This is a genomic window from Rouxiella sp. T17, from assembly GCF_036663475.1.
In the GTDB taxonomy this organism is placed as follows: Bacteria; Pseudomonadota; Gammaproteobacteria; order Enterobacterales; family Enterobacteriaceae; genus Rouxiella.
In genome coordinates this window covers 20370-35607 of the sequence record NZ_JAWUEA010000041.1, presented here as the reverse complement: position 1 = coordinate 35607, position 15238 = coordinate 20370, and the positions used below count along the sequence as shown (strand labels likewise).

The following is a 15238-nucleotide window of genomic DNA, read 5'->3' as shown; positions in this document are numbered from 1 at the left end:
TTGTTGAGAATTTTTCTCATTACCATACTAAGTTTGCGGCTACTGTTTGCGGCAATGATTGGGGTGTCCGGCAGAGTGCGGTACACTTAGCAGATCGCTTACTTACATTTGAAGCCCTTATGCGTCGTAAAACCCCCTGGATGCAATTACTGGTCGGTCTGACATCGGCCTGCTTTGCCGTGCTAACTTTTGCAGCGGCAAATTCCGCTGCGAGCACCGTCAATGAAAAAACGCATTCACCCGCCCCGCCTGCGCCCGCCGCTGATATTCGTCACAGCGGATTTGTCTATTGCGTCAACGGCATGGTTAATACTTTTAATCCGCAAAAAGCCAGCAGCGGGTTGATTATCGATACCCTCGCCGCGCAGCTTTACGACCGTTTACTTGACGTCGACCCTTATACTTATCGGCTGATCCCCGAGCTGGCGCAAAGCTGGGAAGTGCTCGACAACGGCGCGACCTACCGTTTTCACCTGCGTAAAGATGTGCCGTTCCAAAAAACGGCGTGGTTTACGCCAACCCGTAAAATGAATGCCGACGACGTAGTGTTCAGCAATGAGCGCGTTATCGACGAAAATAATCCGTACCACAACGTTAACGGCAGCGATTACCCCTATTTCGACAGCTTGCAGTTTGCCAACACGGTGAAAAGCGTTAAAAAGCTCGACGATTACACCGTCGAATTCAAATTAAATAATCCAGATGCTTCATTCCTGTGGCATCTGGCGACCCACTATGCGCCGGTACTGTCGGCGGAATACGCGGCCAACCTGAAAAAACGCGGTACTGAAGAGCAGATCGATCGCCTGCCCGTCGGCACTGGCCCTTTCCAACTCTCTGATTTTCGCGCCGGACAATATGTGCGCCTCGAACGCAACGGGAAATACTGGAAAGGTATTCCGCGCATGCAGCAGGTGGTGATTGATATGGGCGTCGGCGGCACGGGGCGTATTTCCAAGCTGCTGACCGGTGAATGCGACGTGCTGGCCTATCCTGCGGCGAGCCAGCTCTCTATTCTGCGCGACGATCCGCGCCTGCGGCTGACGTTGCGTCCGGGCATGAACGTCGCTTATCTGGCGTTTAATACCAACAAAGCGCCGCTGGATGACCCTCGCGTGCGCGAGGCGGTTGCGCTGGCGATTAACAATCAGCGTTTGATGCAGTCTATTTATTACGGCACGGCGGAAACGGCGGCGTCAGTGTTGCCCCGCGCCTCGTGGGCCTACGACAGCAGTGCCAAAGTCACGGAATATAATCCTGACAAGGCGCGGCAGATCCTTGAAAGTCTGGGTAAAAAAGATTTAGTGCTGCATCTTTGGGTGCCGATTGTCTCGCAATCGTACAATCCCAGTCCGCTGAAAACCGCCGAGCTGATTCAGGCGGATTTAGGTCAGGTCGGCATTAAAGTGATCATCGTGCCGGTCGAAGGGCGTTTTCAGGAGGCGCGTTTGATGGAAATGAATCACGACCTCACGCTTTCCGGCTGGTCGACCGACAGTAATGACCCCGACAGCTTCTTCCGTCCCGTGCTGAGCTGCGCGGCAATTCGCTCGCAGACCAACTATGCTCACTGGTGTAACCCGCAGTTTGATGCCCTGCTGCATCAGGCTTTGCTGTCGCAACAGTTGTCGCAACGTATTGATTACTATCAGCAGGCGCAGGATATTCTCGAAAAAGAGCTGCCCGTCTTGCCGTTGGCCTCTTCGCTGCGTCTTCAGGCCTATCGTTATGATATTAAAGGGTTAGTGTTAAGCCCGTTTGGCAATTCGTCGTTTGCGGGCGTATTCCGTGACGCGTCGGGCAGCAACAACGATGCCAATCTTCCGGGACCTGCTGGGGAGACAACGCCGTGATTATCTTTGTTTTACGTCGCCTGCTGTTGCTGTTGATCACCCTCTTCCTGTTGAGTCTGGTCTCTTTCAGCCTGAGCTATTTTACGCCGCACGCGCCGCTACAGGGCGCGTCGCTGTGGGATGCCTACCGTTTCTTTTTTGTTGGCCTGTGTCAGTTTGATTTTGGCGTCTCGAGCATTAACGGCGAGGCGATTAGCGACCAGCTGATCAGCGTGTTCCCGGCCACCATGGAACTGTGCATTCTGGCGTTTATTTTTGCCCTGCTGGTCGGGATCCCGCTGGGCATTACCGCCGGCGTGATGCGCGGCAAATGGCCCGACGTGGCGATCAGTACCTTGGCGCTGCTCGGGTTTTCGATTCCGATTTTCTGGCTGGCGCTGCTGCTGATGCTGTTCTTCTCGTTGCAGCTTGGCTGGCTGCCCGTTTCCGGACGTATCGACCTGCTTTATCAGCTTAAACCGGTGACCGGCTTTGCGCTGATCGACGCCTGGCTGTCGCACTCGCCGTATCGCCACGAGATGATAATCAGCGCCGTGAAGCACATGATCCTGCCGATTGCCGCGCTTTCCGTGGCTCCGACGACCGAGGTGATTCGCCTGATGCGCATCTCGACGGACGAGATTATCGGCAAGAATTATATTAAAGCCGCCGCGACCCGTGGCCTGTCACGCTTTGCGATTATTCGCCGCCACGTGTTGCACAACGCGCTGCCGCCGATTATTCCACAGCTTGGCCTACAGTTTTCGACCATGCTGACGCTGGCGATGATCACTGAAATGGTGTTTAACTGGCCGGGCCTGGGGCGCTGGATGATTAACGCGATTCGCCAGCAGGACTACGCCGCTATTTCGGCGGGCGTGATGGTGGCCGGATCGCTGGTGATTATCGTCAACGTGCTTTCAGACATTCTAGGCGCAATCCTTAACCCATTGAAACATAAGGAATGGTATGCCTTCCGATAACGTCTATCGCGAAAAACAGGTGCCGAGCCCGCTGCGTCATACCTGGCGAATTTTCTATCGCGACAGCCTGTCAATGATCGGCTTTTATGGCGTGATCGCGCTGATTTTGCTGTGTGTTTTTGGCGAGCTGCTGGCGCCTTATCAGTTGGATCAGCAGTTCCTCGGCTTCCAGCTGTTGCCGCCTTCGTGGTCACATTACGGCGACGTTTCATTCTTTTTAGGTACTGACGATTTAGGCCGTGACCTGCTCAGCCGCATTCTGAGCGGCGCTGCGCCGACCATCGGTGGCGCGATTCTGGTCACTCTCGCCGCCGCCTTTTGCGCAATGATTATCGGCGTGTTGGCGGGCAGTACGCGCGGCGTGCGGTCGGCGGTGCTGAATCACGTATTTGATACGCTGCTGTCGATCCCTTCTTTATTACTGGCGATTGTGGTGGTGGCGTTTATCGGCCCCAAACTCGAGCACGCCTATCTGGCGGTGTGGATGGCGCTGCTGCCGCGCGTGGCGCGCACGCTATATGTTGCGGTTCACGACGAAATGGAAAAAGAGTACGTGGTGGCGGTGCGTCTTGACGGCGCAACTACCCTGCAAATTCTGCGTTACGCCGTGCTGCCGAATATTGTTGCGGTGCTGGTGACCGAATTCACCCGCGCGCTGTCTATGGCAATAATGGACATCGCCGCGCTCGGTTTTCTCGATCTCGGCGCGCAGCTGCCCTCACCGGAATGGGGCGCCATGCTCGGCGATTCGCTGGAGCTGGTTTACGTCGCGCCGTGGACGGTGATGCTGCCCGGCGCCTGTATTCTGGTCAGCGTGCTGCTGATTAACCTGCTGGGCGACGGCGTGCGTCGCGCAATCATCGCGGGGGTGAAATAATGCCGTTACTCGATATTCGTAATTTAACCATCGAATTCATGACCTCCGACGGGCCGGTTAAAGCCGTTGATCGCGTTAGCCTGTCGCTTACCGCCGGAGAAGTTCGCGGGCTGGTAGGAGAGTCGGGATCGGGTAAAAGCCTGATCGCCAAGGCGATTTGTGGCGTCACTAAAGACAACTGGCGCGTTACGGCTGACCGGATGCGTTTTGACGGCATCGATCTGCTGCCGCTCTCCGCCCGTGAACGCCGCAAGCTGATTGGCAGCAATATTTCGATGATTTTTCAGGAGCCGCAATCCTGTCTGGATCCTTCCGAAAGCATCGGTAAACAGCTGATTCAATCGATCCCGCGCTCGACCTATAAAGGTCTGTGGTATCAGCGCTTTATGTGGCGCAAGAAGCGCGCTATCGAGCTGCTGCACCGCGTCGGGATTAAAGATCACAAAGATATTATGGCCAGCTTCCCTTACGAGCTGACCGAAGGCGAATGTCAGAAGGTGATGATAGCCATCGCGCTGGCGAATCAGCCGCGCCTGCTGATTGCCGATGAGCCGACCAATGCGATGGAACCGACGACGCAGGCGCAGATTTTCCGCCTGCTGGCGCGGTTAAATCAGAACAACGGCACCACCATCCTGTTGATTAGTCACGATTTACAGATGATGAGCAAATGGGCCGATCGGGTTAACGTGCTTTATTGCGGCCAAACGGTTGAGAGCGCGGTGGTCGAAGAGCTGCTGGCGACGCCGCATCACCCTTATACACAGGCGCTGATCCGCGCGATGCCCGATTTTGGACGTTCGCTGCCGCATAAAAGCCGTTTAAATACCTTGCCCGGGGCGATTCCGTCTCTCGAACATCTGCCGATTGGCTGCCGACTGGGGCCGCGCTGCCCTCGCGCGCAGAAAAAATGCATCGAAACGCCGCGCCTGCTTCAGCCCAAAACGCACGCCTACGCCTGCCACTTCCCCTTGAATATGGAGGAAAAATAATGGCTGAGACGCTGCTTGAAGTCAGAAATCTGTGCAAAACCTTCCGCTATCGCACCGGACTGTTTCGCAAAATGAATTTGCAGGCCGTTAAACCGGTCAATTTTAGCCTGCAAGCTAAACAGACGCTGGCGATTATTGGTGAAAACGGCTCCGGAAAATCGACGCTGGCAAAAATGCTGGTAGGCATGATTGAACCGACCGACGGCGAGATTCTGGTTGATGAACAGAGCCTGAAGTTTGGCGATTATCGCCAGCGCAGCCAAACTATTCGGATGATTTTTCAGGATCCAACGACTTCGCTCAATCCGCGTCAGCGTATCGGCAACATTCTCGAAGCACCGCTGCGTTTAACCAGCAATATGGAAGCGCACGAGCGGGAAATCCGGCTCAATCAGACGCTGCGTCAGGTCGGGCTGCTGCCGGATCACGCCAACTATTATCCGCACATGCTGGCCTCGGGTCAGGTACAACGGGTGGCGCTGGCGCGAGCTTTGATTTTGCAACCCAAAGTTATTGTCGCCGATGAGGCGCTGGCGTCGCTGGATATGTCGATGCGCGCGCAAATCATCAACATGATGCTTGAGCTGCAGGAAAAACAGGGCATCTCTTACATTTATGTGACGCAGCATCTCGGCATGATGAAACACATCAGCGATAAAGTGCTGGTGATGCACAATGGTGAGGTGGTCGAACGAGGCAATACCGCCGACGTGCTGGCCGCGCCGCAGCATGATTTGACCAAACGGCTGGTGGCGAGTCACTTCGGTGAATGATTTATACGACAGCCTTAATGACAAGAAACGACGCTAGAAATGATTTAGTAAACGGCAATTGAAAGCGCTTATTGTCGCAGTTTTAATTTTTGCTATTCCTTTTAGCTATGATTTATCACTTAACAGTATTTTATAGGGTGTGAGCGATCGGCAAGGATAGAGTCTGAATTGCCCTACGCAAAGGACTCGATTATGGAACAGCAGCGCAGAGCCGCACAGGCGGGTTGGTATCATGAAACTCAAACCAGTCCGCTGCGGCACACCCCACTGGATCCCTGTCAAACTCAACACGCTGACAGCTTTCTTTTGGGTCTCGAACAGAAAATAGAGCCGTCGTTGCTCCGCACGCTGACCCAGCGCAATGGACTGCTTTTTGCCGCTCAAACCTGTTACAACAAGTTATTCCCCAAAAATGTCACGCTTTCACGCGGGCAAACCTTATCTCTTTACGATCGCCTGAGTAGCGCGCTCACCGTGGCGCAGGTTACCGGCATTCAGCCGCTGTGCAGTCATTATGCCGCGCGCCTTGCTCCACTCAATTGCCCCGATGCTTCCCGTGAAAGTAATATTCGCCAAACCCATCTTGCGCAATATGCCCGGCTGCTGGCGACCCAGCCGACGTTAATTACGCCCGCGATGCTGACCCAGCTCAACGAGGTCGGGTTGAGCACGCAGGATATCGTTCTCTTTTCGCAGCTGATTGGTTTTGTGAGTTTTCAGGCGCGCCTGCTGGCGGTGGTCAATGCGTTGGCGGGTCGTCCGGCGACCGTGCTGCCCGGATTTCCACGGCCTGAAGAGTGCGAGCAGCGCGGATTTTCGCTGCAACTGCGTAGCTGGCAATCGCGGCTTCCTGAAATTGATTTGAAGAAAGCCAATAAACAGCAGCTGGACGTGCTGGACTTCTGCGCCCCCGACGCGCGTGAATCGTCATTTTATCGACTGTTGGCGCAGGATGCCCCGACGCTCGAAGCGCTTTCCGCCGTGTCGACGCACATTATGCAACAGCCGGGCGATCAGAAGCTGGCGATAAAAGAGTGGGCCGCCGCCGCGACATCGCGCATTAACGGCTGCCTGTTCTGTGCCGGGATCCACGGCCGCTATTATCTGCAATCCGGCGGGCAGGCAGAACTAATCGACACGCTATTTGACGATACGCAGACGGCTAATACGGCGCTGTCTCAGCAAGATCCGCTGGTTAACGCGGTGAAAATACTGACCCAAACACCTGAAAAATTTGCCGCCGCCGCGCTGCAACCTTTGCTCGACGCTGGCTATTCGCACGCCCAGATTCTCGATATTTTACTCAGTAGCGCCCTGTTCAACTGGTTGAATAGACTCATCCAGACGCTGGGCGAATCCCGTCTGGCGTAAGCTGTTGCCGATCGCGTCATTGCGGGGTAAATCACTCTGTAATGACGCATTTTCAGTCACTACACCTCTTCTATACCTCCTGTTCTGGTACTTGGCTTAATTCCTATCTAAAATTTAGTGTTAAAAAGTGACGAATATCACATTACAATCGTCCGCGAAAAAGCACTTGCAAAAGCCCGCGACCTTCATTTTACGAAAGACTGCAAAAAACCCCTTAATTTAAAATTTCCTTCGGTTAATTCCGATAATAGCGGGATAATATTCTTAAATACCCTGCTTTTGTGGCGGTTAACGTCATGCCCGTTTTGGGCAATTAACAAACAGCACAATCATTCAACAATTTAATTAAACATAAACGTTAATGCTGCATAACAAATCGAGCAGAGTTTAATCAACACGCCGAACGCAATGGTAACAGGATATGTCGAAATACTTGCCTGCTCGGGCAAGATAGGGAACATTACCTGCCGTAATACACCCTATAACTATGCTAAGAGTGCATACCTGCGCTACTTATGTGCTGCCTGTTTCATGGCGGGAAAAGATAATTCGAGGTATTAGTGTCAAAAGCAAACTCAACACCAACCAAAGATGAAAGCGTCAGCATGAACGCCTTCAAACAGCCCCGCGCGTTCTACCTTATTTTCTCGATCGAATTATGGGAAAGATTTGGTTACTACGGCCTTCAGGGGATCATGGCGGTTTATCTGGTCAAAATGCTTGGCCTGAGCGAAGCCGATTCCATCACCCTTTTCTCGTCGTTTAGCGCACTGGTTTACGGCTTTGTCGCGATCGGCGGCTGGCTGGGCGACAAGGTGCTCGGCTCTAAACGCGTGATCGTGCTGGGTGCCATTGTGCTGGCGCTGGGCTACGCGCAGGTGGCCTATTCCGGGCACGACATCTTCTGGGTATATCTGGGCATGGCGACAATCGCCGTCGGTAGCGGCCTGTTTAAAGCAAATCCATCCTCTTTGCTTTCAACCTGTTACGCGAAAGATGACCCGCGTCTTGATGGCGCATTCACCATGTATTACATGTCCGTGAACATCGGTTCCTTCTTCTCCATGCTGGCAACGCCTTACCTTGCCGCGAAATATGGCTGGGGCGTGGCGTTCTCGCTGAGCGTGGTCGGCATGCTGATTACGCTGGTTAACTTTATGTTCTGCCGCCGCTGGGTGAAGGATCACGGCTCCAAGCCTGACTTCAAGCCGATGAACTACGGCAAGCTGCTAATGGTGCTGGTCGGCGTCGCGGCGCTGGTTGCTATTTCAAGCTTCCTGCTGCACAACCAGTCAATTGCGCGCTGGGCGCTGGCGGTGGTTTCTCTTGGCATCATTATTATCTTCGCTAAAGAGACGTTTGCCTTGAAAGGCATTGCGCGCCGCAAGATGATTGTTGCGTTCCTGCTGATGCTCGAAGCGATCGTGTTCTTCGTGCTGTATGCGCAGATGCCTACATCTCTGAACTTCTTTGCAATCCACAACGTGAACAACCACCTGCTCGGCATTGATTTCCAGCCGGAACAGTATCAGGCGCTGAACCCGTTCTGGATCATGCTGGCTAGCCCGATTCTGGCGATGATTTACGCCAAGTTCGGCAAGAGCCTGCCAATGCCGCACAAGTTTGCGATTGGTATGGTGCTGTGTTCACTGGCGTTTCTGGTGCTGCCGTGGGGCGCAAGCTTCGCTAATCAGGCCGGGATTGTGTCGGTAAACTGGCTGGTGCTGAGCTACGCGCTGCAAAGTATTGGCGAGCTGATGATTTCAGGTCTGGGTCTGGCGATGGTGGCGCAGTTAGTGCCGCAACGTTTGATGGGCTTTATCATGGGTTCATGGTATCTGACCACCGCGGCTGCCGCGATCATTGCCGGTAAAGTTGCCGCACTGACTGCCGTGCCGGGTAATATCAGCGACGCGCATGCTTCACTGGCGATTTACAGCCACGTGTTTATGCAAATCGGCGTGATTACCGGCGTGATTGCCCTGCTGATGCTGCTGACCGCACCAAAACTGCATCGCATGACGCTGGATCGCGAAAGCGACGTTAATCCGCAAAACGCCAAACAGCCGGAAGCTAAACTGGCGACCCACGCACAATAGCGTTAATTAACGTCTACACCTCCTGCGCCTTTATTCAAAATGGCGCAGGTAAAGTCCCGCTGTAAGTTAAAGATTAAAAAACTGCGCGGCATTCCTCCCGCCGCGCAGCCTGCTAAAATAGCCTTTTCCTCGCCCCTCTCCCGTTTTTAACTGCTTATTTTTGCTGCTTTTTCCCCGTTTTATTCTTATTAATGAGCACAATTCGCGCCGAGTTAAATCGGGGGTGTTAAGCTTAGAGAGAAAATGAGGTAATATTACCGTCCATTAATAACTAACAAGATAAGCCTTGTCATGATTATCAAACCTAAAATTCGTGGATTTATCTGTACGACCACTCACCCAATCGGCTGTGAAGCCCACGTGCGTGAGCAAATTGCATACGTGAAAGCGCAAGGCAAACTGAAAGACGGGCCAAAACGCGTCCTGGTCATTGGTGCCTCCACTGGTTATGGGCTTGCCTCAAGAATTAACGCCGCGTTTGGTGCAGATGCTGCCACCATTGGGGTGTTCTTCGAAAAGCCGGGTACCGAAACGAAAACCGGTTCTGCTGGCTGGTACAACTCTGCGGCTTTCGATAAAGCGGCAAAAGAAGAAGGCTTGTACTCCAAGAGCATCAACGGCGACGCATTCTCCAATGAATGCCGCGACACCGTGATCAAGCTGATTAAAGAAGATCTGGGTCAAATTGATCTGGTCGTTTACTCGCTGGCTTCTCCAGTGCGTAAAATGCCTGAGTCTGGCGAAATCGTGCGTTCTGCCCTGAAACCTATCGGCGAACCGTATGAATCTACCGCGCTGGATACCAACAAAGACAAACTGGTGACCGCCGTTGTCGAGCCTGCCAACGAGCAGGAAATCGCTGATACCATTCAGGTTATGGGCGGACAAGACTGGGAACTGTGGATGAACGCGCTGGAAGACGCTGGCGTGCTGGCCGACAACGCCAAGTCCGTGGCTTACTCCTACATTGGTACCGAGCTGACTTGGCCAATCTACTGGCACGGTACGCTGGGCAAGGCGAAAGAAGACCTTGACCGCGCCGCGCACGCGATTGACAGCAAGCTGAAAGCTAAAGGCGGTTCTGCGAACGTTGCGGTACTGAAATCTGTCGTGACTCAGGCTTCTGCTGCTATTCCGGTAATGCCGCTGTATATCTCTATCGCTTTCAAGATCATGAAAGAACAGGGTATTCACGAAGGTACTATCGAGCAGATCCAGCGTCTGTTCACCACCAAGCTGTACAACGGCTCTGTTCCGGAAACCGACGAGAAAAACCGTCTGCGTCTGGACGACTGGGAACTGCGCGACGAAGTGCAGAAAACCTGTGGCGTTATCTGGTCCCAGCTGAACGACGACAATATCTATCAGCTGACCGATTATCAGGGCTACAAGGACGAGTTCCTGCGTCTGTTCGGCTTTGGTCTGCAAGGCGTTGATTACGAAGCTGACGTTTCAGGTGAAGTGAAGTTCGACGTTATCGAACTGGTCTAACTTTTCCTCCACCTGGCGGGTTAAAAGAGGCTTTCGTCGGAGAGCCAAAAAAGGGAGCGCTTGCGTTCCCTTTTCACTTTTTGACAAAAAATGCGGATATTTTTCATTTCGGCCCACTATTTGCTTAACGGTTTTGTTATATTGAAACCAGACGCTCACCCAGGAGGCCAAGATGGAAAAGAGAAAAGTCCTGGATGAAGGACGCCAACTCAAAAGGCTTAACGCCGAAACCCGCAAGTTATCCCACGTGCACAAGTGGTTTGCCATTGTGGCGCTGCTCGACTGCCTGCTGGTGTTTTTCTACGACCGCGACATGCGAAACATCGTCTTTTCGGGCGGCGTTTGCGTCGTGTGTACCTATCTCTGGCTGCATGGCCGAATGAAATCCCGCGCCTATCGTCGTGAATACCGCGAAAAATACGCGCCGCCACCGCCGCCACAATAATTTCCTGCCCTGCTCGATCCCCACTCTTTATTTCGCACTTTTGATAAAAAACAGTGATGACTGACGGTTATCATTAGCCAGACAAATAATGCCAACGGGCTTATTAAATCATTCCATTAGCCGCCGCAGGGTTTTTCACGCAGACTGGTTGCAAGCGATAAAAGCGATAACAACAGGTTTCAACGGCCTTTTCCTCTGCACTCTTTTGGATGACCGCTGCGTCATGCGTGTGAATTATGTCTACATTTTCGGGTATTTGGGTTCCACTGGTTACACCTTTCAATCAGGGTAATATTGATTTTTCTGCGCTGACCGCGCTGTGCCATTACGTGATGGAACAGGGCGTCGACGGCGTGGTTGTGTGCGGGACTACCGGCGAAGCGCCGATGCTGAGTGACGAAGAACAGCTGCAGGTGCTCGACGCCGTGCTGGAAATTATCCCCGGCGAAAAAGTGATGATGGGCCTGTCTGGCACTCACATGCCAAGCGTGCTGGCGATGCAAAAAGCCATTACCGCGCGCCCGATTGCCGGTATTCTCCTCCCCGCGCCCTACTATATTCGCCCTTCTCAGGCCGCGCTTGAAGTCTGGTTTACCGAGTTGGCCAACAGCTCAAACGTGCCGATCGTGGTTTACAACGTGCCTTACCGCAGCGGTATTCACCTCGAGCTGGCAACGCTGCGTCGTTTAGCGAAACATCCGCGCATTGTGGCAATTAAAGACTGCGGCGGTGACAGCGATTTAACCTATTCGCTGATTGCCGACGGCGAGCTTGACGTGATGTCGGGCGAAGACGGGCAGATTCTTTCTACCCTTTGCATGGGCGGAACGGGCGCAATTACCGCCTCGGCGCATCTGTTCCCCGCGCGTTTCGTGCAGCTGGTAAAACAGGTTAAAGAGGGTGATTTAGCCGCCGCGCGCGCTAATTTCTTCCAGCTGATGCCGATGATTCGCCTGATGTTTTCCGCGCCAAATCCGGCGGCAATTAAATTCGCCCTTTCGCTCGACGGCCTGATGAAAAATGAGGTCCGCGCGCCATTGCTGCCCGCGCCGGTAGAAATCGAGCAGGCGATTACGGATTATCTCAACACAATCAGCAGATAGCGTATAATGTGAACAGCCCCACGTTTTTCTAGACGGTCCAGACATGCCCACCTATCAGACGGAGGTATTATGAAACTGTATTATAAAGCCGGTGCCTGTTCACTCTCTCCCCACATCGTTCTGCGCGAGGCCGATTTAGACTTCACGCTCACCGCCGTCAATCTGTCGACCAAAAAAACCGAGCTCGATGAGGATTATCTGCAAATTAATCCCAAAGGCCAGGTTCCGGCGTTAGTGCTTGACGACGGTACGCTGCTGACCGAAGGGCCGGTGATTGTGCAATATATTGCCGATCAAAAGCCCGATCGCCAGCTGCTGCCCGATTTCGGCACGCCGGCCCGTTATCACGCGCTGGAATGGCTGAATTATATCGGCACCGAACTGCACCGTAGTCTGAGCACGCTGTTTAATTCCAAAACCCCCGACGACTTTAAAACCTTCACCCGTGAAGGATTAATGCGCAAATTCGCCTTCGTTAATCAATCGCTTGAAGATAAACATTTTCTGCTTGGCAGCCGATTTAGCGTGGCCGATGCTTACCTGTTTACCATGCTGACGTGGGCAAAAGTGTTGAAATTTGATCTGTCGGGATTACAGGCGTTGAGCGAATATAAAGAAAGGGTCGCCTCAAGACCTGCGGTAGACGCGGCGTTGATGGCTGAAGGATTAAAGCAGTAGTTTTATGATAGTTGATTCGAATAATTGATTCGAATCAAGGCTGAAAAAGCCTTTTTTGCTTTCAAGAGGATAACTTCTCTCCGCGCGATTTGGCGGAGAGAAAGTTTTTACTGAGCTCAATATTACGAGGTCGTACTGAATTTACCCGTTCGAACTGAATTTACCCATTCAAACTGGATTTAACTTGTCGAACTACAGCTTAACGGCCGGGAAATGCTGGCTCGGATTAACGATTTTATCCTGCGCGGCCACCACTTGCAGCTCGTATTCGCCCATCGAATGGGTGGTCAGCATCACGTCGTAAACCGCCGCCGTGACGTGCTCCAGCGCCTTATCCAACGCCTCGCCCTTCAGCAGATCCACCAACAGCAAACCACTGGTTAAATCACCCACGCCAACGGGCTGACGCACGCCGAAATCCACCAGCGGACGATGAATGTGCCAGGCTTCGTCGGCGGTCACCAGCAGCATTTCAAAGCGATCGCTGTGATAACCCGCGCGGCTCAAATGCTTGATCAAGACGATTTTCGGCCCTTTGGCAATCAGCTCACGGGCAGCAATCACTGATTCTTCAACGTTGGTCACCGTGTGGCCTGACAGCATCTCCAGCTCGAGCAGGTTCGGCGCGATAATGTCACAGGCGATCAGCGCCTGCTTGCAGTGAAACTCCGCCACGCCCGGCGCCACGATACAGCCTTTTTCAGGATGGCCCATGACCGGATCGCAAAAATACCAGGCGTCGGGATTGGCGGCTTTCACCTGACTGACAATCTGCAAGATGTGCTCGCCCTGCTCCGCCGAGCCGATATAACCACTCAATACGGCGCTACAATCTTTGAGGCGACCAATTTCGGCGATGCCGCGCGCGATGTCGGTTAAGTGACTGGCGGGCATCACGCAGCCGGTCCAGTGGCCGTACTGCGTATGGTTGGAAAACTGCACGGTATTCAACGGCCAAACGTTTGCGCCCATGCGGCGCATAGGAAATTCGGCGGCGCTGTTACCCGCGTGACCAAAAACGGTGTGGGATTGAATCGAGAGAATATTTTTCATGCTGAGGGTCCGATGGCGACGTCATCTGCAAGCAAGATGGCGCAACGGGGAGACGAAAAAGCTGACGGAGAATAATTCGCTCCGTCAGCGGTTTAGAGGCTGGCTGTTTAGCGTAAATAAAAAGCGCTAAAACAGTGAGTTCCAGACGACTGTTATTTCTAGACGACAGTTATTTCCAGACGATCAAAGAGTAGTTTTTCTTGCCACGACGCATCAGCGTAAAGCGATCAAACAGGCGATCGTCGGCGCTGAATTTGAATTCAGGATCGCTCTGCTTTTCACCATTCAAACTGATCGCGTTGGAGGTGATCGCGGTGCGCGCACGGCCACGAGAAGGTTCCAGCTCGGCAGTCACTAACGCGTGTTGCAGGTCGGCACCGTCTTCCAGCTCGATGGTCGGCATGCCGTCTTGCGCCAGCTGGGCCAAATCGGCCTCGGTCATGTCGCTCAAAGAACCCGAGAACAGGCTGTCGGTAATACGACGCGCCGCGGTCAGACCTTCTTCGCCGTGAACCATGCCGGTTACCAGCTCGGCCAGCACATACTGCGCGCGCGGTGCCTTGCCGCTGTTTTTATCTTCTTCTTCCAGCGCATTAATCTCTTCGATTTCCATAAAGGTGAAGAATTTCAGGAAGCGATAAACGTCGGCGTCGGCGGTGTTGATCCAGAACTGGTAGAACTTGTACGGACTGGTTTTCTTCGGATCCAGCCACACCGCGCCGCCTTCGGTTTTACCGAATTTGGTGCCGTCAGCTTTGGTGATCAGTGGAACGGTCAGGCCGAATACCTGCTTCTGGTGCATACGGCGGGTTAAGTCGATACCCGAGGTGATATTGCCCCACTGGTCGGAACCGCCGATTTGCAGCTCAACCTGATGCAGGTCATACAGCGACGCAAAATCGTAGCCTTGCAGCAGATTGTAGGAGAATTCGGTGAACGAAATGCCGCTGTCGTCACGATTCAGGCGCTGCTTAACGGCTTCTTTGTTAATCATCTGATTAACGGAAAAGTGTTTGCCGATATCACGCAGGAAGGTCAGCACGTTCATGCCGCCAAACCAGTCGTAGTTGTTGGCAGTGATCGCGCTGCTCGCGCCGCAGTTGAAATCGAGGAACGGTGATACCTGATGACGGATTTTTTCAACCCATTCGTTGACGGTATCGCTGGTGTTCAGCTTGCGTTCGGTCGCTTTAAAGCTCGGATCGCCGATAAGGCCGGTCGCGCCGCCCACCAGTGCAACCGGCTTGTGACCTTCCAGCTGGAAACGTTTCAGGCACAGCAAAGGCACCAGATGGCCCAAGTGCAGGCTGTCAGCGGTAGGATCGAAACCGCAATACAGTGCAATTGGCCCTTGCGCCAGTCGCTCTGCCAACGCTTTTTCGTCCGTTACCTGGGCGATAAGCCCCCGCTCCTGCAATTGTTGAATCAAGTTGCTGCTTGCCATTAAAAACTCCATTAATTCCGGAAAATCATTTATCGGGAAGATTTAGTCAAAATCGGGGGAACAAAGGGGAATGCGGCCCACGAATTTGCAAGGCCTA

At 53.3% G+C, this 15238-nt stretch carries 13 protein-coding genes; 11 read left to right on the top strand and 2 right to left on the bottom strand.

Annotation, left to right across the window (positions count from 1 at the left end; translation table 11 throughout):
• The first annotated feature begins 119 nt into the window (after nucleotides 1–119).
• The 11 genes from sapA to gstA all read left to right on the top strand — a co-directional run bounded on the left by sapA (nucleotide 120) and on the right by gstA (nucleotide 12644).
• Nucleotides 120–1853 carry an ABC transporter substrate-binding protein SapA gene (sapA, locus tag SC206_RS19460; RefSeq protein ID WP_332739926.1) on the top strand — a complete coding sequence of 578 codons (1734 nt, stop codon included), beginning with the start codon at nucleotides 120–122 and terminating at the stop codon, nucleotides 1851–1853.
• On the top strand, nucleotides 1850–2815 hold the full coding sequence (gene sapB, locus SC206_RS19455) for a putrescine export ABC transporter permease SapB (protein WP_332739924.1): 966 nt from the start codon (nucleotides 1850–1852) through the stop codon (nucleotides 2813–2815). Before sapA ends, sapB begins: the two co-directional genes overlap by 4 nt.
• A complete protein-coding gene (gene sapC / locus SC206_RS19450; protein WP_332739922.1) occupies nucleotides 2802–3692 on the top strand; it encodes a putrescine export ABC transporter permease SapC in 891 nt (296 codons plus the stop codon). The genes sapB and sapC overlap by 14 nt, the downstream gene beginning before the upstream one ends.
• The gene (sapD, locus tag SC206_RS19445; RefSeq protein ID WP_332739920.1) at nucleotides 3692–4684 is read left to right on the top strand and encodes a putrescine export ABC transporter ATP-binding protein SapD; all 993 of its coding nucleotides are present in this window, start codon (nucleotides 3692–3694) and stop codon (nucleotides 4682–4684) included. The genes sapC and sapD overlap by 1 nt, the downstream gene beginning before the upstream one ends.
• The gene (gene sapF, locus SC206_RS19440) at nucleotides 4684–5457 is read left to right on the top strand and encodes a putrescine export ABC transporter ATP-binding protein SapF (RefSeq protein ID WP_332739917.1); all 774 of its coding nucleotides are present in this window, start codon (nucleotides 4684–4686) and stop codon (nucleotides 5455–5457) included. The genes sapD and sapF overlap by 1 nt, the downstream gene beginning before the upstream one ends.
• A gap of 192 nt (nucleotides 5458–5649) precedes the next feature.
• On the top strand, nucleotides 5650–6828 hold the full coding sequence (locus SC206_RS19435; protein ID WP_332739915.1) for a CMD domain-containing protein: 1179 nt from the start codon (nucleotides 5650–5652) through the stop codon (nucleotides 6826–6828).
• A gap of 560 nt (nucleotides 6829–7388) precedes the next feature.
• Nucleotides 7389–8927, top strand: a complete 1539-nt coding sequence (gene dtpA, locus SC206_RS19430; protein WP_332739913.1) for a dipeptide/tripeptide permease DtpA — start codon at nucleotides 7389–7391, stop codon at nucleotides 8925–8927.
• Between the two features lie 291 nt (nucleotides 8928–9218).
• A complete protein-coding gene (gene fabV / locus SC206_RS19425; protein ID WP_332739911.1) occupies nucleotides 9219–10418 on the top strand; it encodes an enoyl-ACP reductase FabV in 1200 nt (399 codons plus the stop codon).
• A 172-nt stretch (nucleotides 10419–10590) separates the two neighbouring features.
• Complete coding sequence (locus SC206_RS19420; protein ID WP_332739909.1) at nucleotides 10591–10863, top strand: hypothetical protein; 273 nt, start codon at nucleotides 10591–10593, stop codon at nucleotides 10861–10863.
• Between the two features lie 236 nt (nucleotides 10864–11099).
• On the top strand, nucleotides 11100–11966 hold the full coding sequence (gene dapA / locus SC206_RS19415; RefSeq protein WP_332739907.1) for a 4-hydroxy-tetrahydrodipicolinate synthase: 867 nt from the start codon (nucleotides 11100–11102) through the stop codon (nucleotides 11964–11966).
• A gap of 69 nt (nucleotides 11967–12035) precedes the next feature.
• Nucleotides 12036–12644 carry a glutathione transferase GstA gene (gstA, locus tag SC206_RS19410; RefSeq protein ID WP_332739905.1) on the top strand — a complete coding sequence of 203 codons (609 nt, stop codon included), beginning with the start codon at nucleotides 12036–12038 and terminating at the stop codon, nucleotides 12642–12644.
• Between the two features lie 192 nt (nucleotides 12645–12836).
• Here the strand turns inward: gstA and pdxY are convergent, their stop codons facing one another.
• Together pdxY and tyrS are read right to left on the bottom strand one after the other, a co-directional pair.
• On the bottom strand, nucleotides 12837–13697 hold the full coding sequence (gene pdxY, locus SC206_RS19405) for a pyridoxal kinase PdxY (protein WP_332739903.1): 861 nt from the start codon (nucleotides 13695–13697) through the stop codon (nucleotides 12837–12839).
• A 169-nt stretch (nucleotides 13698–13866) separates the two neighbouring features.
• Complete coding sequence (tyrS, locus tag SC206_RS19400) at nucleotides 13867–15141, bottom strand: tyrosine--tRNA ligase (protein ID WP_332739901.1); 1275 nt, start codon at nucleotides 15139–15141, stop codon at nucleotides 13867–13869.
• Nucleotides 15142–15238 lie beyond the last annotated feature (97 nt).